At 32.4% G+C, this 24,867-nt stretch carries 24 protein-coding genes; 9 read left to right on the top strand and 15 right to left on the bottom strand.

Annotated elements, in window-relative coordinates; genetic code table 11:
• The first annotated feature begins 8 nt into the window (after window positions 1–8).
• The 3 genes from KZH69_RS09715 (at window position 9) to hemN (ending at window position 2,430) form a co-directional block, all read left to right on the top strand.
• Complete coding sequence (locus KZH69_RS09715; RefSeq protein ID WP_219317247.1) at window positions 9–356, top strand: hypothetical protein; 348 nt, start codon at window positions 9–11, stop codon at window positions 354–356.
• Window positions 357–468: 112 nt separating this feature from the next.
• The gene (locus KZH69_RS09720) at window positions 469–939 is read left to right on the top strand and encodes a hypothetical protein (protein WP_219317248.1); all 471 of its coding nucleotides are present in this window, start codon (window positions 469–471) and stop codon (window positions 937–939) included.
• 126 nt (window positions 940–1,065) lie between these two features.
• Window positions 1,066–2,430: an oxygen-independent coproporphyrinogen III oxidase gene (gene hemN, locus KZH69_RS09725; RefSeq protein ID WP_219317249.1), complete on the top strand. Its 1,365-nt coding sequence runs from the start codon at window positions 1,066–1,068 to the stop codon at window positions 2,428–2,430.
• Window positions 2,431–2,660: 230 nt separating this feature from the next.
• Here the strand turns inward: hemN and KZH69_RS09730 are convergent, their stop codons facing one another.
• The 8 genes from KZH69_RS09730 to KZH69_RS09765 all read right to left on the bottom strand — a co-directional run bounded on the left by KZH69_RS09730 (window position 2,661) and on the right by KZH69_RS09765 (window position 11,508).
• The gene (locus KZH69_RS09730) at window positions 2,661–3,362 is read right to left on the bottom strand and encodes a sulfite exporter TauE/SafE family protein (protein ID WP_219317250.1); all 702 of its coding nucleotides are present in this window, start codon (window positions 3,360–3,362) and stop codon (window positions 2,661–2,663) included.
• 70 nt (window positions 3,363–3,432) lie between these two features.
• Window positions 3,433–3,885, bottom strand: a complete 453-nt coding sequence (locus KZH69_RS09735) for a FixH family protein (protein WP_219317251.1) — start codon at window positions 3,883–3,885, stop codon at window positions 3,433–3,435.
• A gap of 55 nt (window positions 3,886–3,940) precedes the next feature.
• Window positions 3,941–5,359 carry a cytochrome c oxidase accessory protein CcoG gene (gene ccoG / locus KZH69_RS09740; protein ID WP_219317252.1) on the bottom strand — a complete coding sequence of 473 codons (1,419 nt, stop codon included), beginning with the start codon at window positions 5,357–5,359 and terminating at the stop codon, window positions 3,941–3,943.
• An 86-nt stretch (window positions 5,360–5,445) separates the two neighbouring features.
• Window positions 5,446–6,378 carry a cbb3-type cytochrome c oxidase N-terminal domain-containing protein gene (locus KZH69_RS09745; RefSeq protein WP_219317253.1) on the bottom strand — a complete coding sequence of 311 codons (933 nt, stop codon included), beginning with the start codon at window positions 6,376–6,378 and terminating at the stop codon, window positions 5,446–5,448.
• Between the two features lie 28 nt (window positions 6,379–6,406).
• Window positions 6,407–6,574 (bottom strand): CcoQ/FixQ family Cbb3-type cytochrome c oxidase assembly chaperone, encoded by a 168-nt coding sequence (locus tag KZH69_RS09750; protein WP_219317254.1) that lies wholly within the window; start codon window positions 6,572–6,574, stop codon window positions 6,407–6,409.
• Window positions 6,575–6,591: 17 nt separating this feature from the next.
• Window positions 6,592–8,769 carry a cytochrome-c oxidase, cbb3-type subunit I gene (gene ccoN / locus KZH69_RS09755; RefSeq protein WP_219317255.1) on the bottom strand — a complete coding sequence of 726 codons (2,178 nt, stop codon included), beginning with the start codon at window positions 8,767–8,769 and terminating at the stop codon, window positions 6,592–6,594.
• Window positions 8,770–8,832: 63 nt separating this feature from the next.
• The gene (gene ccoS / locus KZH69_RS09760) at window positions 8,833–9,012 is read right to left on the bottom strand and encodes a cbb3-type cytochrome oxidase assembly protein CcoS (RefSeq protein WP_100430019.1); all 180 of its coding nucleotides are present in this window, start codon (window positions 9,010–9,012) and stop codon (window positions 8,833–8,835) included.
• Window positions 9,013–9,129: 117 nt separating this feature from the next.
• Window positions 9,130–11,508, bottom strand: coding sequence for a heavy metal translocating P-type ATPase (locus KZH69_RS09765; RefSeq protein WP_219317256.1), 2,379 nt, complete (start codon window positions 11,506–11,508; stop codon window positions 9,130–9,132).
• Window positions 11,509–11,616: 108 nt separating this feature from the next.
• On the opposite strand from KZH69_RS09765, the gene KZH69_RS09770 reads away from it, so the two are divergent.
• On the top strand, window positions 11,617–12,297 hold the full coding sequence (locus KZH69_RS09770; RefSeq protein WP_219317257.1) for a Crp/Fnr family transcriptional regulator: 681 nt from the start codon (window positions 11,617–11,619) through the stop codon (window positions 12,295–12,297).
• A gap of 47 nt (window positions 12,298–12,344) precedes the next feature.
• On the opposite strand, the gene mazG is transcribed toward KZH69_RS09770, so the two are convergent.
• The 3 genes from mazG to def all read right to left on the bottom strand — a co-directional run bounded on the left by mazG (window position 12,345) and on the right by def (window position 14,380).
• Window positions 12,345–13,118 carry a nucleoside triphosphate pyrophosphohydrolase gene (gene mazG / locus KZH69_RS09775; RefSeq protein WP_219317258.1) on the bottom strand — a complete coding sequence of 258 codons (774 nt, stop codon included), beginning with the start codon at window positions 13,116–13,118 and terminating at the stop codon, window positions 12,345–12,347.
• 124 nt (window positions 13,119–13,242) lie between these two features.
• A complete protein-coding gene (locus tag KZH69_RS09780) occupies window positions 13,243–13,725 on the bottom strand; it encodes a DUF5606 family protein (protein WP_219317259.1) in 483 nt (160 codons plus the stop codon).
• A 67-nt stretch (window positions 13,726–13,792) separates the two neighbouring features.
• Window positions 13,793–14,380 carry a peptide deformylase gene (gene def, locus KZH69_RS09785; RefSeq protein WP_219317260.1) on the bottom strand — a complete coding sequence of 196 codons (588 nt, stop codon included), beginning with the start codon at window positions 14,378–14,380 and terminating at the stop codon, window positions 13,793–13,795.
• A 195-nt stretch (window positions 14,381–14,575) separates the two neighbouring features.
• Between def and KZH69_RS09790 the strand changes: the two genes are divergently transcribed.
• Complete coding sequence (locus KZH69_RS09790) at window positions 14,576–16,789, top strand: FUSC family protein (RefSeq protein ID WP_219317261.1); 2,214 nt, start codon at window positions 14,576–14,578, stop codon at window positions 16,787–16,789.
• Window positions 16,790–17,033: 244 nt separating this feature from the next.
• On the opposite strand, the gene KZH69_RS09795 is transcribed toward KZH69_RS09790, so the two are convergent.
• Window positions 17,034–18,527, bottom strand: coding sequence for a malate:quinone oxidoreductase (locus KZH69_RS09795; protein WP_219317262.1), 1,494 nt, complete (start codon window positions 18,525–18,527; stop codon window positions 17,034–17,036).
• A gap of 110 nt (window positions 18,528–18,637) precedes the next feature.
• Window positions 18,638–19,048 carry a Holliday junction resolvase RuvX gene (gene ruvX, locus KZH69_RS09800; protein ID WP_116797640.1) on the bottom strand — a complete coding sequence of 137 codons (411 nt, stop codon included), beginning with the start codon at window positions 19,046–19,048 and terminating at the stop codon, window positions 18,638–18,640.
• Window positions 19,049–19,353: 305 nt separating this feature from the next.
• Between ruvX and KZH69_RS09805 the strand changes: the two genes are divergently transcribed.
• Window positions 19,354–20,169, top strand: coding sequence for a 2,3,4,5-tetrahydropyridine-2,6-dicarboxylate N-succinyltransferase (locus KZH69_RS09805; protein WP_219317263.1), 816 nt, complete (start codon window positions 19,354–19,356; stop codon window positions 20,167–20,169).
• Window positions 20,170–20,275: 106 nt separating this feature from the next.
• Here KZH69_RS09805 and KZH69_RS09810 read toward each other — a convergent pair whose 3' ends face one another.
• The gene (locus KZH69_RS09810) at window positions 20,276–21,028 is read right to left on the bottom strand and encodes a glycosyltransferase family 2 protein (protein ID WP_219317264.1); all 753 of its coding nucleotides are present in this window, start codon (window positions 21,026–21,028) and stop codon (window positions 20,276–20,278) included.
• A 148-nt stretch (window positions 21,029–21,176) separates the two neighbouring features.
• Window positions 21,177–21,890, bottom strand: a complete 714-nt coding sequence (locus KZH69_RS09815; RefSeq protein ID WP_219317265.1) for a polysaccharide deacetylase family protein — start codon at window positions 21,888–21,890, stop codon at window positions 21,177–21,179.
• Window positions 21,891–21,961: 71 nt separating this feature from the next.
• On the opposite strand from KZH69_RS09815, the gene KZH69_RS09820 reads away from it, so the two are divergent.
• The 3 genes from KZH69_RS09820 (at window position 21,962) to KZH69_RS09830 (ending at window position 24,866) form a co-directional block, all read left to right on the top strand.
• Complete coding sequence (locus KZH69_RS09820) at window positions 21,962–23,038, top strand: glycosyltransferase family 9 protein (protein ID WP_219317266.1); 1,077 nt, start codon at window positions 21,962–21,964, stop codon at window positions 23,036–23,038.
• An 86-nt stretch (window positions 23,039–23,124) separates the two neighbouring features.
• Entirely contained in the window at window positions 23,125–24,096 is a 972-nt protein-coding gene (locus KZH69_RS09825) for a glycosyltransferase family 2 protein (protein WP_219317267.1), read from the top strand.
• Window positions 24,093–24,866: a glycosyltransferase family 2 protein gene (locus KZH69_RS09830; RefSeq protein WP_219317268.1), complete on the top strand. Its 774-nt coding sequence runs from the start codon at window positions 24,093–24,095 to the stop codon at window positions 24,864–24,866. Before KZH69_RS09825 ends, KZH69_RS09830 begins: the two co-directional genes overlap by 4 nt.
• Window position 24,867 lies beyond the last annotated feature (1 nt).

Genomic DNA, 24,867 nt, shown 5'->3' on the forward strand with positions numbered 1-24,867 from the left:
TTTGGAACATGAAAAGTTTTTGGAAATTTATCGTATTTACTGGCCTATTTATCCAGTTCAGTTTTGCCTGTAGCGCAAATCACGATGCTACGATTTCATTTCAAAAAGAAAGTGATACTACATTCAGTAAAGAAAGCTTAAGTGTTTCCCATTTCGTTCAACCCAGTATAGATCGGGGAACTCCAGACCAAAAAAACAATACTCGAATTCCTGTCTACATAAATGACAGCTATACTTTACTTTCTTTATTTTCTAGTTATAGAGAAAATAATCTCAAAATAGTTTTATCAGACCAAGACATCGACAGATGTGCGAAAGTATCGATATTACTTTTTCCTTTCCATTATTTTTGGTGATTTAATATCCTGATTCCGTTTAAAAAAAAGTTAAAAACAACTTTTAACTCCTTCTTGATTCCATTTGAACCAAGAAAGCAAATCATTATATCTAATTACTAAAAATAAAAAAATGGACACATCCGTAACCATAATAGGTCTTATCCTTACAATCTTAATAGGCATTCCCTTGACTTTAGTATTCCGTTCAAACATAATGAACAGAACAAAAATAAAAGAGTTAAAGAACCAATACAGTCAAAACAATCATTACAATTTTGAATTAAGTGAAAATCAAAACAAGAAAATTATCTCAATTGACAAAAAAAATAAAGGCTTTTTATTTATTGATTTTAGCTACAAAAAGGAGACTACCTATTTTGTCGATTTAAAAAATATTCTTTTATGCAATCTATTAGTAACCACTATGAGTAAATTAGGTACTATCTCAAAAGTCGAAATAGAACTGGTACATAAAGACACCATGAAAAAAGAAATGATTCCAATATACAATATTGACAATCATTTTCTCGACTTTAATTGTTTGTATGAGGACCATAAATTGGCTGAAAAATGGGTCTCTTTAATTAATGATTGTCTCTAATAATAACTTTACAAAGAGGTCCGAAAGAACCTCTTTGGTTGTATATAGCTATTATCTAACATGATAAATATCATTTTAAATCGTAAAAAGTCGCACTAATTTTGACTTATATATAAAATGTATATCATGAAAACCTCACTGATTCAAAAATACAATGTTCCTGGACCACGTTATACTAGTTATCCTACGGTTCCTTATTGGGATGAGTCAGGATTTACTAATGAAATTTGGATGCAAACGCTAAAAAAATCATTCCAAGAAAGTAACGATATAGAAGGTATTAGCTTGTATATTCATTTACCTTTTTGTGAAAGTTTATGCACATTTTGCGGTTGCAATAAACGCATCACCAAAAATCATAATGTTGAAAATCCATATATTGAAGCTGTTTTAAAAGAATGGAAACTTTATTGCAAAATTTTAGGCGATAAACCCAAAATTAAAGAAATCCATTTGGGAGGAGGAACTCCAACTTTTTTTTCTATAAAAAGTCTGGAAGACTTAATGAATGGAATTTTCACCCTTGCCGAAAAGGCAGAGGGTTATGAATTTAGTTTTGAAGGGCATCCCAACAATACTACGCACGCCCATTTACAGAAACTATATGATTTGGGTTTTAGAAGAGTGAGTTTTGGTGTTCAGGATTATTCCGAAAAAGTACAAAAAGCGATTCACAGAATACAGCCTTTCCATAATGTGGCCAAAGTTACATTTTGGGCCAAGGAAATTGGATATACTTCCATAGGCCATGACATTATTTTTGGATTGCCCTTCCAAGAAATTGAAGATATCGTTGATACAATAGAAAAAACAAACTCCTTACAACCCGATCGATTGGCTTTCTATAGTTATGCCCATGTGCCATGGATAAAAGGCAACGGACAACGCGGGTTTCATGATGAAGATATTCCAAAAGATGATGCCAAAAGGAAATTATATGAAGTTGGAAAAGAATTACTCTTTGAGAATGAGTATTATGAAATCGGAATGGATCATTTTGCATTAAAATCGGACAGTTTATACCACTCCTTTGAGAACAAAAAATTACATAGAAACTTCATGGGTTATAGCTCCTCAAAAACCCAATTAATGATTGGATTGGGCGTTTCATCCATCAGCGACAGCTGGTACAGTTTTGCACAGAACGTTAAGAACCTGGAAGATTATTACCAATTATTAGAGTGGGATAAATTACCTGTTTATAGAGGGCATCTATTATCTACTGAAGATTTAATCATTAGAAAACACATTTTGAATCTGATGTGTCATTTTGAAACCAGTTGGGAAAATTCGAGCAATTATGTACCAGAAATTCCTGAAATTTTAATTCAACTTGAGGAAATGAAAAAAGACGGTTTATTAATCATAAATGGCGACAAAATTCAAGTTACAGAAAAAGGAAAACCCTATGTTCGTAATATCTGCATGGCCTTCGATTTAAGATTAAAAAGAAAAGCACCTGAGACGGCATTATTTTCAATGACGATTTAAGAGAAAACTAAGGATATCTTAAAAGAATACATCTTAATTTGATTCACCTGTTTTTTTAAAGCTCTTTTGGGCGTGCCCCTCCGTAAAAACTGCGGGTCGTGCTGTACGTTCCCGCTTTTTTTTGATTCCTTAAAAAAGGAATCGAAAAAAGAGCTCCACTGCCATCACTCACTCAAAAACAGGAAATTGTTAAACATTCAATATTATTCGAGATACAAAAAAAAGGCCAATTAATGACAATTGGCTTTTTCTTGTACAAACAAACTCATATTCGAGGGAGAAACATAAGGAATCCCAAGCCCAAGCCCTCTTAGAATAAATAATACACCTATTACAATCCCAACATAAGGAATTATTTTTTGAATTCTATTTCGAATGCGAACAGTGATAAACGAATTAATATATACCATTAAACTCATCAAAGGCACGGTTCCTAAACCAAAAAGCAACATATACAGCACTCCAAAACCAGGACTTTGCATAGCAATTGCACCAAACAAAGCCACATAAACCATCCCACAGGGCAAAAAACCATTGAGCAAACCAATAATAAAAAGCGATTTAAAACTTTTGTTTTTGAAATGACTACCAAGATTTTGCTTGATCTTTGAAATCCAACCATAAACCGGTTTCGAAAAATTATATTGGGCAAAAATCTTTTCGGGAATCAGAATCACCAAAATCATGGCAACCCCAATAAAAATAGAAAGTTGCTGTTGAATTCCTGCCAAAAACAAACCTCTTCCCAACAATCCAAAAAGCAAACCTATACTCCCATAAGCCGTTAACCGTCCCAAATGATAGGTAATAATTTGAATTGCTTTTTTGGCAGGATTATTTCGCTCTACAGGCAACATCATAGCAATAGGACCGCACATTCCTATGCAGTGAAAACTACTGATTAAACCAAATAAAAAAGCAGTATAAAGCATTGTGATTTTAGATTGCAGATTTTAGAGTGAAACGATTTGAAACTAATTTTTGTTTTCCCTATTTTCTTTTCTATTTAATATAAATCTCTTCTTTGGTTAAATAAGACTTTCCTTTGTATTTCCATTCCATATTGATATCCCATTCACCGCCTACCAACTTATTCTTCGGGATAAACAAAGAAGCGGAATCCGTAAATGAAAGAGGTACTTGAAAGTCAAATTTCTTATTAGAGGGTCTGTATAAAGCGACAGTTCCTTTGACAGCATCAGGTTCGAAATCAGCAGGAAAAACAATCATAATACCATTAGCGTCGACAGTAATTACAGGCTTCGACTTTAAATCATGAGCATTTTGGATGCGTACCATTTCATCTTGAAAATGTACATCATGTTTATAATATTCTTCTATTACCAAATCATTATCATACTTACTATCGGATTGTACTTTCAAAACAAAATACAAAATAAAGCTTATGAATAAAGCAAAAGCAATCACGACATAAGTTCCCCAATTAATTTTCATTTTATCTATTTTATATTATTATCTATTTCTTTTTAATTTTATGAAACAATACAGATTAATCAAAACTACGCGGGCTTAAAAAATTAGTATATGTGGTTTCAATTTTCTTATTTCCTTCATACAAATCAATTTCTAATTTAGTCCTATCACTTTCCAATAAAAACCTATTGATTTCAATAAACATGGTACCGCTAGACATTTCGTGTTTGAGAACCTTTAATTCCTGAACACCAACTACCTTCAAAGTACCCTTAATTCCAACCAATTTAAAATGTAAATCATTAATATCATGATTTGTTTTATTTATTATTTTGAAAGTATAAATATTACTGATATTATCTCCTTTATGCTGAAATAACTGACCCGGTAATCGCAAAATAGTAGCTTCAACCTCGGTTCTTAAAAACAATAATCCAGTAAGCACACCTATCAATATAACCAATATTGCCGTGTAGCCTTTCATTCTGGCGGTAAATTTAAATTTGGCTTTGGTTTCAATTTCGTCTTCCGAAGCGTATCGAATAAGTCCTTTCGGTAATCCGACACCTTCCATTATAGTATCGCATTCATCAATACAAGCCGTACAATTCACGCATTCGAGCTGTACTCCGTTACGAATATCAATCCCAGTTGGACAAACATTCACACATTGTTTACAATCAATACAATCTCCTTTTCCAGATGCTTCTCTGTCTTCTTGCTTATTGAATTTGGCTCTCCCTACTTCTTTCTCTCCACGAACGAAGTCATAGGCAACATTTATTGATTTTTTGTCCAATAAAACACCTTGCAGTCTACCGTAAGGACAAGCGATAATACAAACTTGCTCTCTGAACCAAGCAAAAACAAAATAAAAAACACTGGTAAAAATCAATAACGATATAAAGGTACTGGAATGCGCCAGAGGACCATCTTCAATTAAACGAAATAATTGATCACTACCAATGAGATAGGCCAAAAATACATTGGCAATTAGAAACGAAATCACCAAAAACATAAACCATTTTAGAGCTTTTTTCCTTATTTTTTCTCCATTCCATTTTTGCTTTTCCAAACGGATTTGGGCTCCCCTGTCCCCTTCAATCCAATATTCTATTCGACGGAAAACCATTTCCATAAAAATGGTCTGTGGACAAATCCAACCACAAAATATTCGTCCAAATATAACCGTAAACAAAATAACAAATACAACCCCAATCACCATGAATAGGACAAAAATATAAAAATCTTGTGGCCAAAAAGGAAAACTAAAAATATTAAAACGACGTTCTAAAACATTGAACATCATGAACTGATTCCCATTTATTTTTATAAAAGGATTGGCAATGAGAATAATCAATAAAAAATAGCTGACCCATTTTCTATATTCGTAAAACTTACCGGAAGGCTTTTTGGGGTAAATATATTTTCTATGACCCTCCTTATCAATAGTCCCAATGGTATCTCTGAAAGATTCGTCTAGATTACTTGACATTTTTTTATTTTTAAAATACTAAAAAAGAGCTTTCTCAAAAGTAATAATTTTTGACAAAGCTCTTTATTCTAATATATTGTTAATTATTATTTTACTTGAGTACTGTCAGCTGCAGGAGCTGCAGAGGCAGTTGTTGGCGCCCCATCTTCTAACCATATATCACCGTCTGGTGCTTTTGGATCTTTCGGATTACTTCCTCTTAAAGAAATCACATAACTAGCAACAGCCTGGATTTCTTTTGGTTTCAAAGTACCTTTCCAGGCAATCATCCCTTTACCGTCTCGGCCCCCATTAGTTATAGTGTGGAATAAATTCTTGATTCCGCCACCCAGAATCCAATGATCATCGGTTAAATTTGGTCCAATCTGACCGCCTGCATCAGCACGGTGACAGGCCGCACAATTGGTTTCAAAAATTGTTTTCCCATTCGTTAAATCTGCAGGATCAGTTAGTAAAGTTACTGTTTTTTCATCCATTAAATCTGGAGCTGTTTTCATATATTCAGCCACTTCAATTTTAGCCTGATCCACTTCAGCTTTCAATTCAGCTTCTTGATCTGGTGCTCCCATAATCTCATAACGAACTAAATAGATAACCGAGAAAACAATACAGGCATAGAATAAATATACCCACCATGGCGGTAAATTATTGTCCAATTCTTTGATTCCATCATAATCATGATCCATCAACAATTGTTTTTCTTCTTCAATTGGCACTGTTCTTGTCAAACGTTGCATTATGCTTTTATACCAACTTTTGTCTTTCAAACTTAAACTTTCTTCATGCGCTAGTTTTGTTTTCTCTTCATCTGACAACAAGTGATATGTAATTGTATTAACTGCCTTTAATGTAATTTCTATTGCTATCAGAAGAAAAAGCAATACAAACAAAAAGACTGCAACCATTGGGTATCTTATAAAAGCAGGACGGTCTCCGGAATCTATAAAATATTCCATTAATCCTAAAGCGGAGAAAAATATGAAAAGGACTCTTATATAAGGTGGAACTAATTTTTTCATTATTTAATTTTTTTTGAAATTGTACAATTTAATCTTCTAATGGGATTTGACTTATTTCGTCAATTGTCTCTTTTTTATAGGAATAGACCCAAAGTCCTAAACCAAGGAAAAAGAAAAAGAAAATCAGCAATGAAACTACAGGATATATTGCAACACCTGCAATGGTTTCCATATTGTGTTTTATCTGTTCGAACATACCGTTTCCTTTTTTTATTATTCTTTTACTTTAATATCAGTACCCAGTCTTTGTATATAAGCAATCATTGCCACAATTTCTCTTTCGTTCATTGGAACAAATTTCTCTCCTCTTGCCAAAGCTTTCTTTTTGCTGTCTTCGTAACTTTTCACAAAGTCAGGGTCATTTTTAAGACTTTCTTCAATCGAAATGGCTTGAGTTCTTAAATCTTTCAATCCGTTTGCCACTTGAGCATCGGTATAAGGAACACCTAGAGTAACCATGGCTTTCATTTTCTTTTCGGTCATGGAAATATCCATGGCTTTATTGTCAAACAACCATTTATAGCTTGGCATAATAGAACCTGCAGAAATACTTTGAGGACTCCAAAAGTGATTAAAATGCCAGTTGTCGTTATATTTCCCTCCAACTCTTAACAAATCGGGACCAGTACGTTTCGACCCCCATAAAAATGGATGATCGTACACAAATTCTCCAGCTTTGGATTGTGGTCCGTAACGTTCCACTTCACTTCTAAATGGACGAACTGATTGCGAGTGACATCCCACACAACCTTCACGGATGTACAAATCGCGACCTTCTAATTCTAAAGGAGAATAGGGTTTAACACTTGCAATTGTTGGAATATTCGATTTTACCATAATTGTTGGAACAATTTGAATAATTCCGCCAATCAATATTGCTATTGTCGCGAAGATTGCCATTTTGATTGGTTTTCTTTCCAACCAAGAGTGGTATTTCTCTCCTTTTAATCTTCCTTCACTAATCGTTTGCAATGCTGGAGCTTCTGCCAATTCATCCTCTACTTCCTCTCCGGCTCTAACTGTTTGAATAATATTATAAACTAACGTTAACATTCCTACCAAATACATCGTTCCTCCAATGGCTCTCATCCAATACATTGGCATGATTTGAGTAACTGTTTCAAGGAAGTTACCATACGTTAATGTACCATCTGGATTAAATTGTTTCCACATTGAAGCTTGCAGAAAACCAGCCAAATACATTGGCAATGCATATAATATAATCCCTAATGTTCCAACCCAAAAATGGAAATTGGCTAATTTAGTAGAATATAATGTCGTTTTTGTCATTCTTGGAATCAACCAATAAATAATACCAAAAGCCATAAAACCGTTCCATGCCAGTGCACCTACGTGAACGTGAGCAATAATCCAGTCTGTGTAGTGCGCTATAGCATTTACATTTTTAAGAGATAGCATTGGTCCTTCAAAGGTAGCCATACCATAACCAGTCATGGCAACCACAAAAAACTTCAATACTGGTTCTTCACGAACTTTGTCCCAAACTCCTCTTAAAGTCAAAAGTCCGTTAATCATACCTCCCCAAGATGGTGCAATCAACATCACAGAGAATACAACACCTAAGTTTTGAGCCCAATTAGGCAAAGCAGAATACAACAAATGGTGAGGACCAGCCCAGATATATAAAAATATTAATGACCAAAAGTGTATGATTGATAATCTATAAGAATATACAGGACGATTGGCCACTTTTGGCACAAAATAATACATCAATCCTAAAAATGGTGTAGTCAAGAAAAAGGCAACAGCATTGTGACCATACCACCATTGCACTAATGCATCCTGAACTCCTGCATAAACAGAGTAACTCTTCATTGCAGATATAGGTAATTCTAAACTATTAAAAATATGTAATACGGCAACCGTAATAAATGTGGCTAAGTAAAACCAAATGGCAACATATAAATGGCGTTCTCTTCGCTTTAACATGGTACCAATCATGTTGATTCCAAAAGCTACCCATATTAGAGCAATTGCAATGTCAATTGGCCATTCCAATTCAGCGTATTCTTTTGATGAAGTATATCCCAATGGAAGCGAAATTGCAGCCGCAACAATAATTAATTGCCAACCCCAAAAATTCAGGTTACTCAAGAAATCACTGTACATTCTGGCTTTTAACAATCGCTGCAGCGAATAATAAACACCCGCAAACATTGCGTTACCAACAAAGGCAAAGATTACTGCATTGGTATGCAAAGGTCTCAATCTACCAAAACTCAACCATGAAATACCTTCGGTCATGTTTGGAAAAAGGAACATAGTGGCCAATATAAGACCTACTAACATTCCCACTACTCCAAATAGTATGGTAGCATAAATGAACTTCTTTACAATTTTGTTGTCGTAATAAAATTGTTCCATTTCCATATTTATAATTGTTTTTAAAGTTGTTTAAAATTGGTAAACTATATAAAAAGATTAAAGAGTAATTTAACTCTTAATTTCTGATTTCTTTTGTGAGGATTTAATCAATTCATCGTCAAAAAGCATTCTGACAGAGGGTGTATAATCATCATCATATTGACCTGATTTTACTGCAAAAACAAAAGCAATAAAAAACCCAATGGCGACGAAAATACTAATAGCAATAAGCAAGTAGATAACACTCATAATCCTAATATTAAGTTAACAAAATTATAGGTATCACTTTTTACAAAAAATGACAATTATCATATTTAATCCAATATGTTAAAAATATGAAAAAATTAGAAACAATTCCTTGTTAAACTATTTTATTTTTCGAGAATAATAATTACTCATCACCGTGACAAAACTCACTATCGTAATAGTACTCAATGGCATAATAATCGCTGCTACCAATGGCAAGAGGTTTCCGGTAATAGCAAACGATAATCCAACCACATTGTACAAAAGTGATAAAGTGAAGCTCATTTTGATAGTTGTAATGGCCTTTTGTGCTAATTTTAAAAAATAATGCAATTTTTTAAACTCTTTTGCATCCAGAATAGCATCGCAGGCTGGCGAAAAAACATTTACATTTTCTGATATAGAAACTCCTACATTACTTTGTGCCAAAGCTCCAGCGTCATTGAGCCCATCCCCAACCATCATTACATTTTTGCCCTGCTCCTGCAAACTCTTTATGAACTCTAATTTTTGTTCGGGTTTTTGATTAAAAATCATCTCAGTACCCTTAGGCAAAATGGACTCTAACAGGCTGCGTTCTCCTTCATTGTCACCAGACAAAACTTTTACTTGATATTGAGTACTGAGTTTACTAAACAATTCGGATAATCCTTCTCTGTATTCATTATTAAAAAAATATTTACCGTAATATATCCCATCTATTTTTATATGGACAGCTGTTTGCTGAATTTCGTCTTTTTCCATTTTTTCCACATAATCTGCAGAGCCTATTTGCACTGAAATTCCATTAATTACCGCTTGAATTCCTTTTCCTGTAAGCTCTTCAAATGAGTCTAATTTTAGTCTTTTAGTCTCTGGCAAAAAATCGTATAACATTCTGCTCAAAGGATGATTCGAAGCACGTAGTATACTTTTCAACAATATCAATTTGGATTCATCTAATTTATCACCTTCATAGGAAATATTCGATTTTGTATTGGTTGTTATTGTTCCTGTTTTATCAAAAACAATAGTATCAACTTTGGCTAATTGTTCGATTACCAAAGCATTTTTGAGGTAAAAATGTTTGTTGCCAAAAATTCGCAACATATTACCCATTGTAAAAGGTGCGGTCAATGCTAGTGCACACGGACAGGCAACAATCAATACAGCAGTAAAAACATTGAAAGCGGTATTGGCATCAAAAAATATCCAATATCCAAATCCAGAAAAAGCTATTAATAAAAGAATTGGCGTGAAATAACGGCTAATGCTATCGGTAATGGTTTTGTGTTTTTGCTCCACTTTTTTCTGAAAAACATCGTTACTCCACAATTGAGTCAAATAACTTTGGGAAACCGAATGCAACACTTCCATTTCGATCACCTTTCCAATTTGCTTACCTCCGGCAAAAACTTTATCCCCCGATTTTTTAGTAATTGGTATAGCTTCACCGGTAACAAAGCTATAATCAATTTCAGCTTTATCGGAGATTAAAATTCCATCAACAGGTATCAATTCTTGGTTGCGAATCAATAATCGATCTCCTTTTTCTATTTCATAAACTGGAATACTTTCCTCAGTGCTGTCGTTATTTATTTTAGTAATCGCAATTGGAAAATAGGATTTAAAATCTCTTTCAAAACTAAGAAAACTATAGGTTTTGATCTGGAACATTTTGCCTAATAACATAAAAAATATCAAACCGGTCAAACTATCAAAAAAACCAGAACCATAATCCATAACAACATCAAAGGTACTTCGAACAAACATCACTATTATACCCAAAGCAATAGGAATATCAATGTTCAGCATTTTTGATCGAATACTTTTATAAGCCGAAACATAATATCCACTAGCCGAATAAAAGAAAGACGGCAAAGACAAGGCAAAAATTAATCCCCTGAAAAAAGGCCTGTAATTATCCAACCAATATTCCTTTACTTCAAAATACTCTGGAAAAGAAAGCAACATAATGTTCCCAAAACAAAAGAATGCAACTCCCAGTTTGTAAGTCAAACTTCGGTCTACATTATTTTTGCCTGTTTCGTAATTTTCTAAACTAATATAAGGTTCATAGCCTATGGAGCTTAGTAAATAAACAATATTTTTGAGTGAAACAATCTCAGGATTATAGTTGATCCGAACTTTCTTTTCAGGAAAATTAACCTGAGAAGTATTTATTCCTTTTTGAAGGCGTTGTAAATTCTCCAAAATCCAAATACACGAGCTACAATGTATATGAGGAATGTTAAGTGAAATAATAGCGGTCGAATCTTCTTGAAATTCCAACAGCTTTGAAACGATACTTTCATTGTCTAAAAAATCATATTTCCCGTTAATATCTTGTGGAGTTGCACCTGGTGATTTCTCAAAATCATAATAGCAAGTCAAATCATTTAGACTGAAAATTTCATAAACGGTTTTGCATCCATTGCAACAAAATTCTTTTTCATCAAAAAGAATTTCCTCTTCTTTTACAATATCTAAACCACAATGAAAACAGTTATTTTTCTCCATAAATAAAGGGTAATTAAGCGGGTGCAAATTTTACAAATTCATTATGCTAAAAACAATGATATTTATCATATAAATGTATAACTTTGTAAGCGCAAATCCTATTTCATTATGAGCAAATGTGAACAATGTATCGTGAGAGAATTTAGTTCTTTAAAAGCACTAAATAAAGACGAACTTATAAAACTTTCTGATTGCAAAACATCTAAAATCATCAAAAAAGGAGAAAACATTTTTGAGGAAGGAGAAAATGTAAACGGCATATTTTGTATTAAGGATGGTGTTTGCAAATTGACCAAATTGAGTCCAAACGGAAAAGATCATATTGTAAAATTGGTCTCCAAAGGAGAATTATTAGGTCAACGTTCTATGATAAGTGACGAACCAGCTAATTTGAGTGCAGTAGCATTAGAAGACATGCAGGTATGTTTTATACCCAAAAATGAAATACTAGGTTTTTTTGACAAAAACAATCAGTTTTCCATGAATGTCATGAAAACCATTTGTGGAGATTTAAAATCTGCAGATGAGCATATGGTTAATATGGCTCAAAAATCCGTAAAAGAACGATTGGCTGAAACCTTGGTTTATTTACATGAAACCTTTGGCACAAATACTGACAGCACTTTAAAAATTCAGCTTTCAAGAGATGAATTAGCCAGCATGATTGGTACCGCCACTGAAAGTTGCATCCGATTATTATCTGATTTTAACAAATTAGGATTGATTGAATTAGTAGGAAAAAAAATCGTCTTGAAAGACATTAATAAGTTGAAAAAGATTGCTGATTAAAGCAATCTTTTTTTTTACTGTTTTCTGATTACTCTGCTAACTGAATACTATAGTTTCTTCGCTTCGTTCCAGAAAACATCCATTTCCGCAAGGGTCATATCCATCAAAGGTTTACCTAATTCATCTGCCTTACTTTCCAGATATTGAAAGCGCTTAATGATTTTTTTATTGGTTCGTTCCAAAGCATCTTCGGGATTTATATTCAAAAAACGAGCGTAATTTATCATCGAGAATAAAACATCCCCGAACTCCGATTCCATTTTATCCTGGTCACCGGTAGCGACCTCATCTTGTAATTCTTGCAATTCCTCTTGTACTTTATCCCAAACTTGATGAGATTCTTCCCAATCAAATCCTACGCCTTTTACTTTGTCCTGTATTCTACTAGCTTTTACAAGAGCTGGCAAACTTCTGGGAACACCTTCAAGAACTGATTTCTTACCTTCTTTTAGCTTTAATTTTTCCCAATTTTGTTTTACTTCTTCTTCATCTTTAACCACAACATCCCCGTAAATATGAGGATGCCTGTGAATGAGTTTTTCGCAAATATCATTACACACGTCAGCCATATCAAAATCGTTCGTTTCACTGCCTATTTTGGCATAAAAAACAATATGTAATAGCAAATCTCCCAATTCCTTTTTCACCTCATTTAAATCATTATCCAATATAGCATCACCCAATTCATAGGTTTCTTCAATGGTAAGATGACGAAGCGTTTGCAGAGTTTGCTTTTTATCCCAAGGACATTTCTCACGCAAATCGTCCATTATGTCTAACAATCTTTTGAAAGCTTCGAGTTGATTTTGTTTGGAGTTCATTAGAAAAGTTTAGTTAGGTTATTGGATTTGAAAGTTTAGCTTTTCACTAAACCTCATTATTGCAAAAATAAGAAATCCTGTCTAGAAAAATCTGGACAGGATAAATATACTGAATTTGTGATAATTACTCTTTTTTAGCTTTTGCTTTTTTAGCAGGCGTTTTTACTTTTTCGGCAACAACTTCTTCAGCTACTGGAGCAGCTTCTTCTGAAACAGCTGGTGCATCAAACACAAGTAAACCTTTTTCTTGCAACATATTGTACCAGTTTATGATCTTTTTTACATCAGATGCATATACTCTTTCTTCGTCATATTCCGGCAATACTTCTCTGAAATAAGATAATAAAGTAGCATTGTCTTCTTTATGAGAAATCGTTTGTCCGTTGTTCTCTTTATTGGCAATGTTTTGCATGATTTCTGCCAAGGGCTTCTCGCCTTCATAAGTATAAATAGAAATCTCAGACAATAGACTTACATTGCTTTTTAAACTTACTGTAATTTTTTTTCCATCCAATAATGACTCAGCAACAAAACCGGTGCGTGTTTGTACTTTTAAAACATATAAACCTGGTTTCCCTGAAATCGATAATATTTTCTCTAAACTCATTTTTATTTTTTTTATTTATTCTTTTTAATATCTAAAAACTTATTACTGCCAACTGACACCTTAAAATTTATCTTCCTTTTTTGGCAAAAAACTTCATCCTGTAATCCTGAAATGTTTTCCCTTCGGTGATGTTTTTTAATTTTTTTTGAATCAAACGCTTTTTCAAAGATGATATTTTATCTGTAAATAAAATCCCTTCAATATGATCGTATTCGTGTTGAATAACTCTTGCAATCAAACCATCAAAAACTTCTGTTTTCATGACAAAATCTTCTTCACAATATTCAATTGTAATGATTGGTTTTCTATACACATCTTCGCGCACATCAGGAATACTCAAACAACCTTCGTTAAAAGCCCATTCTTCGCCTTCTTCTTTGATGATTTTGGCATTGATAAAAGTTCTCTTGAAACCTTTCAATTGATTTTGCTCTTTGTCTTCCAAATCTTCATCATCGCTAAAAGGAGTAGTATCAATAACAAATAATCGCAATGACAACCCCACTTGCTCAGCGGCAAGACCAACCCCACTTGCATTATACATGGTTTCATACATGTTTGCAATAATTTCTTTTAAATTTGGATAACCCGGAGTAAGTTCCTCCCCTATTTTTCTTAAAACAGGATCACCATATCCTATAATCGGTAATATCATTTGATTGATTTTTATTAATATCTAGCGTAAATAAAGGAAAAAATCCACTTAATTAAGTTGGCAAAAGTAGTAAAAAAATAGATAATGATTAATCTCCAATTGATAATTAGCATTTTTTTGTAAAATTGCATTAGATAGATTGAACAAAACCTTGCGAAGACATTTATAACTTATCTTTGTATCAAATCAAATTCGATGATTACCAAAATAGAAAGATTCACTGATAGCACTTATTTCACTAATGCTTTAAAGGCAACTATTTCAGCAGTTCTTCCGGTATTGGTATTCACTTATTTTGATCATTTTGAAATTGGTTTTGTCATTGCCCTTGGCGCTTTCTTAACATATCCAAGTGACATTCCAAGTAGTTTAAAGCATAAGATAAACGGAATTATTGTCACTGCTTTTTTGATAGCGGGAGTCAATTTATTAATCAATCTTACATATCCAATTCCTTTTATTTTTTATCCCTTTTTTTCCCTATTGGTATTCGTTTTAGCAATGCTATCCGTTTATGGACAAAGAGCTACGTTCACCTCTTTTTCTGCTTTATTATCGGTATCCTTATCTTTTTCACATTTGCATACTGGAATGGAAATGGTTCAACATTCTGCATTAATACTTGCAGGAGGTTTATTTTACCTAGTTATTTCATTACTTTTTCATTACATAAGTCCCTATCGTTATGCCGAATTACAAGTTGCCGAATGCATTAAATTAACATCTAAATACCTAAAACTAAGAGGGGATTTATGGAACAGTATTGCCGACAGAAAAGTAATACTAGAAAAACAATTGCATTTGCAAGTCGAACTCAACGACATTCACCATAACATCCGAAGAGTACTCATTGGAAAACAAATCAATGCTGTTTCTTCCAATCAAAATCGAAAAATGCTCATCGTTTTTATCTCTTTGGTAGAAATATTGGAATTAGCGCTATCGACTTCATTCGATCATAATCGATTACACCAAAAATTTGAAAAGAATCCAAAAATCCTGGATACTTATCAAAACTTGGCCTATAATCTAGCATCTACATTAAAACAATTATCCAAGAATATTGAAAAAAGAACCAACTACATCCCGAAACATAAATTATCCAAGCATTTATTAGCCTTAGAAACTGCCATAATTGAATATGAAAATGATTTAGGAAAAGCAGAAGCTTCTGAAGGTGTTTTGATGCTAAAAACCATGCTTGAATACGCGGAGAAACAAATTGAAAAAATTAAAATTATCGAGCGCGCCTTTACAACAGTATCGAACACCTATGATTTCAAAGGGAAAGATAAAGATTTAGAAAAATTTTTAACTCCCCAATATTATCCAATTAGCACATTTATTGAAAACATCAGTTTTTCGTCAACTATATTTAGACATTCCTTACGATTAACGGTCGCGCTAATTCTAGGAGGCATTATAGGCAAATTTCTTGCCTTTCAAAACGAATACTGGATTTTGATGACTATCATTATCATCATGAGACCCGGTTATGGATTGACCAAACAGCGATCCATACAACGTGCTATTGGTACTGTCATTGGCGGCATCATTGCATTCAGTATTTTATCTTTAATGCCTACACATTTTTTATTAAGCATTTTGGCGATATTTTGTATGTTGCTTGGATTTTCTTTCGCACAAACCAAATATACGGTAAGTGCTACTTTTGTGACCATGTATATTGTATTCCTGCATGGAATATTATCGCCCGATTTTGTAAATGTTATCCAATTTAGAATTGCTGACACTTTAACGGGAGCTTTATTAGCTTATCTTGCCAATCATTTTTTATGGCCATCTTGGGAATATATCAAAGCCCCAGAATATTTAGAAAAATCGATTATTGCCAATAGAGATTATTTGAAGCAGATTTTTATTTTTTATACCAAAAAAGGCGAAGTTACTACCTCTTATCGTTTGGCAAGAAAAAATGCATTTATCGAAATTGGAAACCTTATGGCTTCATTCCAAAGAATGTCACAAGAACCGAAGTCTAAGCAAAAGAAAATAGTTCTTTTATATAAATTGACAGAACTTAATCATTCCTTACTTTCCTCGACGGCCTCTTTAGGGACTTATATTCAATCCCACAAAACAACGCCTTCATCCAAGGCATTAACAATTGTAGTAGAGAAAGTCCTTAAGAATCTGGAACAAGCAATCGATTATTTAAAAGGAGAACCGATTAATGATTCAAATGAAATTACAAAAGAAGAGTTAGCTAATCGTTTTATAGAATTAAAAAACATTCGTCAAAACGAACTAAAAGAAGGAAATCCAATTGACGAAGAAGCTTTTGCCTTAAAAATGCAGGAAGCACAATTGGTAATAGAGCAATTAATTTGGCTAACCAATTTATCCGAGGGAATTTTAAAAAACACTAAAAAACTAATGGAGGATTGATTAAAAATAGAATGACAGCTTTCGGTTCTTTCTATTCGAAACCAAAAGCTGTCATTTAATATTTATTAACCTGATTCTATTCTAATTGAAAATCATTGCAAAAATGCCAAATCTTTATCTTTAGCCCTGATCGTAACGGCATCCTTTGCTTTTTTCTTTAAAAAAGCAAAGATATAGTGTAGAGCAGGTTCTATGTGACTAAAATAGCCTTATGCTGTTGCTCCAAAAATTAATAATAGAACCGTTAGTTTAATTTTAAAACTTCGGCTGTATTGTTTCTAATAGTTGCCAATAGCTCTGGATTTTCATTTAAAGACTGGCCAAAAGAAGGAATCATAGCTTTCACTTTTTCCTGCCATTCTGGAGAATTAAATTGGTCTGGAAAACATTTGCTTACCAACTCAACCATAATAGAAACTGCGGTTGAGGCTCCAGGGGAAGCTCCTAATAAAACCGCCAGAGTCCCATCATTTGTATTGATAATTTCTGTACCAAATTCCAATTTTCCAATTAACTCTTCGTCTTTTTTAATAACTTGAACTCTTTGTCCAGCCCTTTCCAGTTTCCAATCTTTGGTTCTTGCACCAGGAACATATTCGCGTAAGGCATTCATTCTATCTTTTGGAGATTGACGCACTTGCTCAATTAAATATTTCGTAAGGGGGATGTTTTTATAACCAGCAACAATCATCGGAATTACATTATCTGCTTTTATGGACAACGGTAAATCTGAATAAGAACCATTTTTCAAAAATCGCGTAGAAAATCCTGCAAACGGTCCAAAAAGTAATGCTCTCTCTCCATCAATCATTCGGGTATCAACGTGAGGAACAGACATTGGTGGTGCACCTACACTAGCTTTTCCATATACTTTAGCTTGGTGTTTTGCTATTACTTCGGGATTAGTACATTTTAACCATTGACCACTAACAGGGAAACCTCCGTATCCTTTTCCTTCGGGTACATTTGCTTTTTCCAATAATGGCAATGAACCTCCACCGGCACCTATGAAAACAAATTTGGTATATACTTTTTTCTTTTGACCGGAAGCCAAATCAGTGATTTTTATCCTCCAAGATTTGTCTTCTCGCTGTTTTAATTTTTTAACTTCATGGCTGTAGTGTATAGCAACATTATCCAATTTTGTCAAATATCCCAACATATTTCTAGTTAATGTTCCAAAATTCACATCGGTCCCAATTTTCGTTGAAGTTGCCGCTACTTTTTCATCTGGGTTTCTGCCTTCCATTACTAAAGGCATCCATTTTTGCAATTCAGAAACATCAGTGCTGAAAATCATTTCGGCAAAAAGAGGATTTGGCTGCAAAGCTTTGAACCTGTTTTTTAGAAACTCCACATTTTTATCACCCCAAACAAAACTAATATGAGGTATACTTTTTATAAAATCTTCTGGAGTTGGAAGTTTTCCGTTTTTAACTAAATAAGCCCAAAACTGTCTTGAAACCTCAAATTGTTCAGCAATACTAATTGCTTTATTTGGATTTATTGTTCCATCAGCACTTTCTGGAGTATAATTAAGTTCACAAAAAGCGGAATGTCCTGTCCCTGCATTATTCCATGCATCAGAACTTTCTGCGGCAGCAACATCTAATCTTTCGTAAATATCTATCTTTAAATCAGGTTGTAATTCTTTTAAAATTAAACCTAGAGTAGCACTCATTATTCCAGCTCCAATTAAAACTACATCTGAATTGGATCGTATTGTTGTATCGGACATTTTTGTGTTTTTTTAAGAAGTTGCAAAATTAACTCTAAAAACCACAAAAAAAAATTATTTTTTGGTTACAAAACACCAAAAAGACATAACAGTTTGTTAAATTAAGGCTGCTATTTTCTATTCAGATAATCCTGAAGCATAATAGTGGCTGAAATTTCATCGATAAGGCCTTTATTTTGACGCTGTTTTTTACTGAGACCACTATCAATCATTGTTTGAAAAGCCATTTTGGAAGTAAAACGTTCGTCTACACGAATGACTTTCATATCTGGAAAATGATTGGTGAAATGAGTAACAAAACCTTTGATTATTGAAGCACTTTCAGAAGGTTCACCATTCATTTGTTTGGGTTCGCCAATAAGAACAGCTTCGACTTTTTCTTTAGCAAAATAATCTTTCAAAAAAGCAATTGCAGTTGGCGATGGAATCGTAGTCAAGCCCGAAGCAATAATTTGCAATTCATCGGTAACGGCTATTCCGGTACGTTTTTGTCCGTAATCTATAGAGAGTATTCTTGGCATTTTATTTTTTTATCAAAGGTAACTATTTTAATTTCCCAATTCTGAACAACAAGAAAAAAGGAATAGTCGTATTATACACCTTGCCTTTTTTTCGTTTGCCCAATTTAAGACAATTAAACATCCACAAGTTAAATCTATAACATTTTCCATACAAATTCTCTTTTTTGCTATTGGTTAAAAATGGTATCTTTGCCAAGAATCCATCAAAAATAAAATTGCCATGATTCCCAATCAAAAATGCAGGTAGAATGGCGATACCCCCCGATAGCTATCGGGACCAATAAAAAAACAAATATTATCTTCATATGAATCCATTACAAACAATAATAGAACAAGCTTGGGAAAACCGTGCTTTATTGCAAGAGACAACAACAACTGATGCCATCAGAGAAGTTATAGCATTATTAGATGCAGGAAAATTGAGAGTTGCCGAGCCTGTTGGTGATGGATGGCAAGTAAACGAATGGGTAAAGAAAGCCGTTGTAATGTATTTCCCAATTCAAAAAATGGAAACTTGGGAAGCTGGAATCTTTGAATACAATGACAAAATGTTATTAAAAAGAGATTATGCTGAAAAAGGAGTTCGTGTAGTTCCCGGAGCATCTGCTCGTTATGGTGCTTACATTTCTAGCGGTGTAATCATGATGCCAAGCTATGTAAATATCGGAGCTTATGTAGATGCCGGAACAATGGTAGATACCTGGGCGACTGTTGGAAGCTGTGCTCAAATTGGTAAAGACGTACACTTGAGTGGTGGTGTTGGAATTGGAGGTGTTTTAGAACCTTTGCAAGCTGCTCCTGTAATTATTGAGGATGGTGTATTCGTTGGATCAAGATGTATCGTTGTTGAAGGTGTTCACGTAGGTAAAGAAGCTGTTCTTGGTGCTAATGTGTGTTTGACTGCTTCTACTAAAATTATTGACGTTACAGGTGATACTCCTGTTGAAATGAAAGGTTTTGTTCCTGCTCGTTCAGTAGTAATTCCTGGAAGTTACACCAAGAAATTCGCAGCTGGTGAATTCCAAGTGCCTTGTGCATTAATTATTGGAACCCGCAAGCCATCTACTGATTTAAAAACATCTTTGAATAACGCTTTACGCGAATATGATGTAGCGGTGTAAAAATCCTGATACTTAAATAAAAAAATTCCAAGTCTCTATTAAAATAGATATTTGGAATTTTTTATTTAGCGATAATTTAAAAAATTAGAACTACAAAAATTTAGAATTATTCTTTATTTTTATTCTGAATCTGAATGAGTTTAACATATTTCATATGAGTAAAAAAACCTTGAATTAATGCAATAGTAATTCCATCAATGCCATTAAATATTCCTTTTTTAAAAAAATAACATCTTATAAAAGTAGTCAACCCATTTAAAACTGGCTTAAAGCTATTAACTCTTTTTCCATCATCATAAAGTTGTTGAGCGTGCCAAGTAGAGTATAAGTTTTTCTTATTAATTAATTGCCCCAGACTCTCCCAAGCATAATGATTTATATGAACATTTACACTAATTTTATTTTTCCCAAAAACCTTTTGATGAACCATATCTTTTGATGGAGAAGCCGTTTTTTTATTAAAAAAACGTACAGTTCTATCAGGATACCAGCCCGAAAAATCGATTAATTTATTGCCCATGTAATTATACATACTAAACGCATAAGCATCAAAACTCTGGTTTTCAAACTTTCCAGACAAAATAAATTCTTCAGCATCCTCAGCTAAAATCTCATCGGCATCTAGATTTAAAATCCAATCATTTTTACAATAAGGAAGCCCGAAAATTCTTTGAGGTCCATCTCCCAAAAAACTTTGTGATATAACTTTTACTCCTTTCTCTTCAGCAATTTTTATTGTATTGTCAGTACTTAGTGAATCTATAATGATTACTTCATCGCACACTCTAAAAAGCGCATCAATACATTTTCCTATATGTTTTTCTTCGTTATAGGTTATTACTAGTCCACTAATTTTCATATGTAGATAATATTTGTTTTTCTATTTGAGTCCGTAATTACCATATCATCTAATTCATTGTTTACAGATAGGCTACTATAATATTTTGATATTCGATGATATTCAATTGCCATCCATTCAGATTATATTCATTACAGAAGCGCTGTTTTCAAAATAATTTTAGCTTTCCTATTCTTAACTTTAATCTAAACTTAAATAAACTATCTTCTCCTTTTATGTCTATTCTTTTTACTAAATAATTATTTTTAAACGGATAATCATTCACTCTGTTCCCTATTCTTAAACCATATTTTATTCCATTTTCACGCATTATTTTTTCAAAAACACCAAATTCAGTTTTTTTTCTAGAATAGTTCCCAAAAGGATATGCCAAAATAGGTCTTATATTTAATCGATTATCTTTTACAAAATCGTTACACTTTACAAAATCAATTTCCAATTCCTCTTTAGACAATGAACTATATCTTTTATGCTCAAATGAATGATAACCTAATTCAATAAAATTGCTATCCAATTCTTTTAATTGTTCTACACTCATTATTTTTTCTTTCCCTTCAATCCAATAATCAAAATTTCCAACGAAAGAAAATGGTATAAAAAAAGAAGCTTTTAATTGGTATTTTTTAAGTAAAGGAACTGCATATATTAATTGACATTCGGTAACATCATCAAAAGTAAGAATAATACTTTTTTTTGGTAATTTTTCTAATTTTTCTAAATCCTTGAAATGGAATGTTGTATAATTATTATCGTGTAAAAATTTAAATTGTGATTCTAATTTCGATATGGAAATATTTAAATTTAAAGATTTAGCGTCATCTTCAACAACATTATGGTACATTAAAATGGGCAACTTAGACATTTAGATATTTTTTTTGTAGTTTTGTTGAACCCTCAAAAGTAATTTTTTTTTTATAATTAACCCTATCTATAATGAAGTTTTTAGTAATTCAACAAAAAAGAGTTGGAGATGTATTGATTAGTACAATTATCTGCAATAACTTAAAAAAAAAATACCCTAATTCTACAATAGATTTCATGTGTTATGCGAATAGCGTTGATGTACTAATTGGAAATCAAAACATTGACAATGTAATTGTTTTATCCCATAAAGTTAGAAAATCCTACTTTTCTTTATTTAAATTTATTTTTGAAATTCGAGCCAAAAAATACGATGCCGTAATTGATGTTTACAATAAATTAGAAACAAATCTAATCACCTTATTTACTGGTGCTAATATAAAAGTTGCCTATCACAAATGGTACACCTCTTTATTTTACACTCATAATTTAAAGCGGTTTGACAATACAAAAAACACTAACTACGGTCTTGCAATTGAAAATAGACTTTTATTATTGGCACCATTTAACATTGATAAAAACATAATAGATCCATACCCAAAATTATTTGTAAGTGATAAAGAAAATGAGGACACTCTTTCTCTTTTTGAACAACATAGAGTAAACAAAAACAACAAAATCATAATGATAAGCTTGTTGGGAAGTGAGGAAAACAAAACATATCCATTAGAATACATGGCTAGAGTTGTTGATTATGTTGCTAACAATAACGATGTGACTATTCTTTTCAATTATTTTCAAAATCAGATTGAAGATGCCAAGAAAATATACAATTCCTGTTCAAAAGACACTCAAGAAAAAATACATTTTGACCTATTAGGTGACGATTTAAGATCGTTCATTGCTATAATGAACCAATGTGATGTAATTATTGGAAATGATGGTGGAGCGATAAATATGGCCAAAGCATTAAACAAGCCTTCCTTTACGATTTTCTCCCCTTTTGTAGAAAAGAAAATTTGGGCTACTTTTGAAGACGGTTTAAAAAACATATCAGTTCATATTAACGATTTCAAACCCGAGTTAATTGTTGATGTTCACCATGATGAAATAAAGAAAAATGCATTTTCAGTATATCAACAATTTCCTCCAGAATTATTTAAGGAACAGATTAAGTTCTTCTTGGAACAAAATCTAGTTAGTATATAAAATTGAGTTTATATATACTTGTTTTTAATTATACCTTTTTAAAATCACACCTCTTAAATCTAAAATAATAATCTCATCAATATTATATGGACATTTCAATTATTATTGTTAACCACCGTAGTTGGAAGCCATTAGAAGTCTGTTTAGATTCAATCTCAGAAATAACCTCTCCAAAATTAAAATTTGAAGTTATAATTGTAGATAATTTTTCAAATGATGGACTGTTTGACCATTTCGTAAACAAATATTCAAACTTTATTTTTATCAAAAACAATAGTAATACTGGTTTTTCAAATGGTTGCAATATTGGTGCAAAAAATGCAAAAGGAAGCTATCTGTTCTTCCTTAATACCGATACAACAATTTCTCTTAATGCTCTAAGCATCCTCTATGAAACTTACAAAAAATATCCCGAAATAGGAATTTTATCATGTTTGCAAATAGATAAAAAAAATCATTATTTTAATCAAAAAAAGATTTTCCCTTCTTTTACTCAAGTCTTAGGAATAACTAGATTTTTTTATAGAAAACTCAATAAAAAAAGATTACAAAAAAAATTCAACACTCATGACAATTTATTTTACCCAGATTGGGTTACTGGTTCAGTGATTTTTATAAGTAAAGATTGGTTTCAAAAAGTTAACGAATGGGATGACGATTATTGGCTGTACTTTGAAGATGTAGCTATTTGTAAAAAAATAGCTCAAAATAAAGGCAAAATTGCAGTGACTCGAGATGTAACAATTTTTCATGAGCACGGAGGAGCATCAAGAATTGATTTTGAAACAGAGTGCATCAGCAAAACTGAAGTTATCATTTCTAATCACGTATATATAAACAACCATTTTAATAGTTTTAATAAAAACATATCGCACTTTTTACTAATAATCGGAATTCTTTCTGAAAAAATTATTTTGTCTTTTTTAAGCTTATTTCTTTTTTTAAATTTAAAGTTAAAAACAAACAAATACATTCTTAGAAATCTTTGTCTTTATTATTATAATGCCACCAAAAAACAGACTTGGTTGAGCCCAAGATCCGTAAACTATCAAAAATGAAAACGAATAGTCTCACAAAAAAATTATCAGTACTAATCATAACTTTAGACGAAGAGGAACATTTAAATGCTCTTTTATCTGATCTTGATTTTGCTGATGAAATAGTAATTGTCGACTCCTTTAGTACAGATAATACTGAGATTATTTCAAAATCATTTTCTAAAGTAAAGTTCATTCAAAATAGATTTGAAAATTTCTCCAAACAAAGAAATTTTGCTATTTCACAATCAAAAAACGATTGGATATTATTTCTTGATGCTGATGAGCGGTTAACACCAGAATTAAAGAACGAAATTATTGAAACGTTACATAACAACCATTACTATTCTGCTTACTTTTTTGAAAGAATTTTTATGTTCGAGAATACAATATTAAAATATAGCGGGAATCAGACCGATAAAATATTTCGCCTTTTTGATAAAAATTTTGTAAGATATGACGAAAGAAGACTCGTTCATGAAAAATTAATAGTAAACGGCAAAATCGGTTTTTTAAAAAACAAACTAATACATTATTCTTATGCAAGCTACCGAGACTACAAAGAGAAAATTATTTTGTATGGGAAATTTAAAGCGAAAGAAAAATTCATAAAAAAAATTAAGCCTACATTTTTGCATCAACTTTTGCATCCCACCTATAATTTCATTTACAATTATGTAATTAGGTTAGGGATTCTTGATGGTAAAAAAGGGATTATCATATGCTACCTTAATGCCTATTCCATTACTGTTCGATACCGAGAATTAAAAAAACTTTGGAGCCAAAATTAAC

Source organism: Flavobacterium taihuense, from assembly GCF_019351435.1.
GTDB classification, from domain to species: domain Bacteria; phylum Bacteroidota; class Bacteroidia; order Flavobacteriales; family Flavobacteriaceae; genus Flavobacterium; species Flavobacterium taihuense.

Excerpts from the sequence above, each read along its gene's own strand:
- KZH69_RS09745 (WP_219317253.1), bottom strand. The coding sequence starts at position 6,378 with ATGAAAAAATTAGTTCCACCTTATATAAGAGTCCTTTTCATATTTTTC.
- ccoS (WP_100430019.1), bottom strand. The coding sequence starts at position 9,012 with ATGAGTGTTATCTACTTGCTTATTGCTATTAGTATTTTCGTCGCCATT.
- KZH69_RS09825 (WP_219317267.1), top strand. The coding sequence starts at position 23,125 with ATGGACATTTCAATTATTATTGTTAACCACCGTAGTTGGAAGCCATTA.
- KZH69_RS09770 (WP_219317257.1), top strand. The coding sequence starts at position 11,617 with ATGAGCAAATGTGAACAATGTATCGTGAGAGAATTTAGTTCTTTAAAA.
- hemN (WP_219317249.1), top strand. The coding sequence starts at position 1,066 with ATGAAAACCTCACTGATTCAAAAATACAATGTTCCTGGACCACGTTAT.
- KZH69_RS09735 (WP_219317251.1), bottom strand. The coding sequence starts at position 3,885 with ATGAAAATTAATTGGGGAACTTATGTCGTGATTGCTTTTGCTTTATTC.
- KZH69_RS09730 (WP_219317250.1), bottom strand. The coding sequence starts at position 3,362 with ATGCTTTATACTGCTTTTTTATTTGGTTTAATCAGTAGTTTTCACTGC.
- KZH69_RS09720 (WP_219317248.1), top strand. The coding sequence starts at position 469 with ATGGACACATCCGTAACCATAATAGGTCTTATCCTTACAATCTTAATA.
- ccoG (WP_219317252.1), bottom strand. The coding sequence starts at position 5,359 with ATGTCAAGTAATCTAGACGAATCTTTCAGAGATACCATTGGGACTATT.
- KZH69_RS09820 (WP_219317266.1), top strand. The coding sequence starts at position 21,962 with ATGAAGTTTTTAGTAATTCAACAAAAAAGAGTTGGAGATGTATTGATT.
- mazG (WP_219317258.1), bottom strand. The coding sequence starts at position 13,118 with ATGAACTCCAAACAAAATCAACTCGAAGCTTTCAAAAGATTGTTAGAC.
- ruvX (WP_116797640.1), bottom strand. The coding sequence starts at position 19,048 with ATGCCAAGAATACTCTCTATAGATTACGGACAAAAACGTACCGGAATA.
- KZH69_RS09795 (WP_219317262.1), bottom strand. The coding sequence starts at position 18,527 with ATGTCCGATACAACAATACGATCCAATTCAGATGTAGTTTTAATTGGA.
- KZH69_RS09765 (WP_219317256.1), bottom strand. The coding sequence starts at position 11,508 with ATGGAGAAAAATAACTGTTTTCATTGTGGTTTAGATATTGTAAAAGAA.
- ccoN (WP_219317255.1), bottom strand. The coding sequence starts at position 8,769 with ATGGAAATGGAACAATTTTATTACGACAACAAAATTGTAAAGAAGTTC.
- KZH69_RS09805 (WP_219317263.1), top strand. The coding sequence starts at position 19,354 with ATGAATCCATTACAAACAATAATAGAACAAGCTTGGGAAAACCGTGCT.
- KZH69_RS09830 (WP_219317268.1), top strand. The coding sequence starts at position 24,093 with ATGAAAACGAATAGTCTCACAAAAAAATTATCAGTACTAATCATAACT.
- KZH69_RS09790 (WP_219317261.1), top strand. The coding sequence starts at position 14,576 with ATGATTACCAAAATAGAAAGATTCACTGATAGCACTTATTTCACTAAT.
- def (WP_219317260.1), bottom strand. The coding sequence starts at position 14,380 with ATGATATTACCGATTATAGGATATGGTGATCCTGTTTTAAGAAAAATA.
- KZH69_RS09780 (WP_219317259.1), bottom strand. The coding sequence starts at position 13,725 with ATGAGTTTAGAGAAAATATTATCGATTTCAGGGAAACCAGGTTTATAT.
- KZH69_RS09715 (WP_219317247.1), top strand. The coding sequence starts at position 9 with ATGAAAAGTTTTTGGAAATTTATCGTATTTACTGGCCTATTTATCCAG.
- KZH69_RS09750 (WP_219317254.1), bottom strand. The coding sequence starts at position 6,574 with ATGTTCGAACAGATAAAACACAATATGGAAACCATTGCAGGTGTTGCA.
- KZH69_RS09810 (WP_219317264.1), bottom strand. The coding sequence starts at position 21,028 with ATGAAAATTAGTGGACTAGTAATAACCTATAACGAAGAAAAACATATA.
- KZH69_RS09815 (WP_219317265.1), bottom strand. The coding sequence starts at position 21,890 with ATGTCTAAGTTGCCCATTTTAATGTACCATAATGTTGTTGAAGATGAC.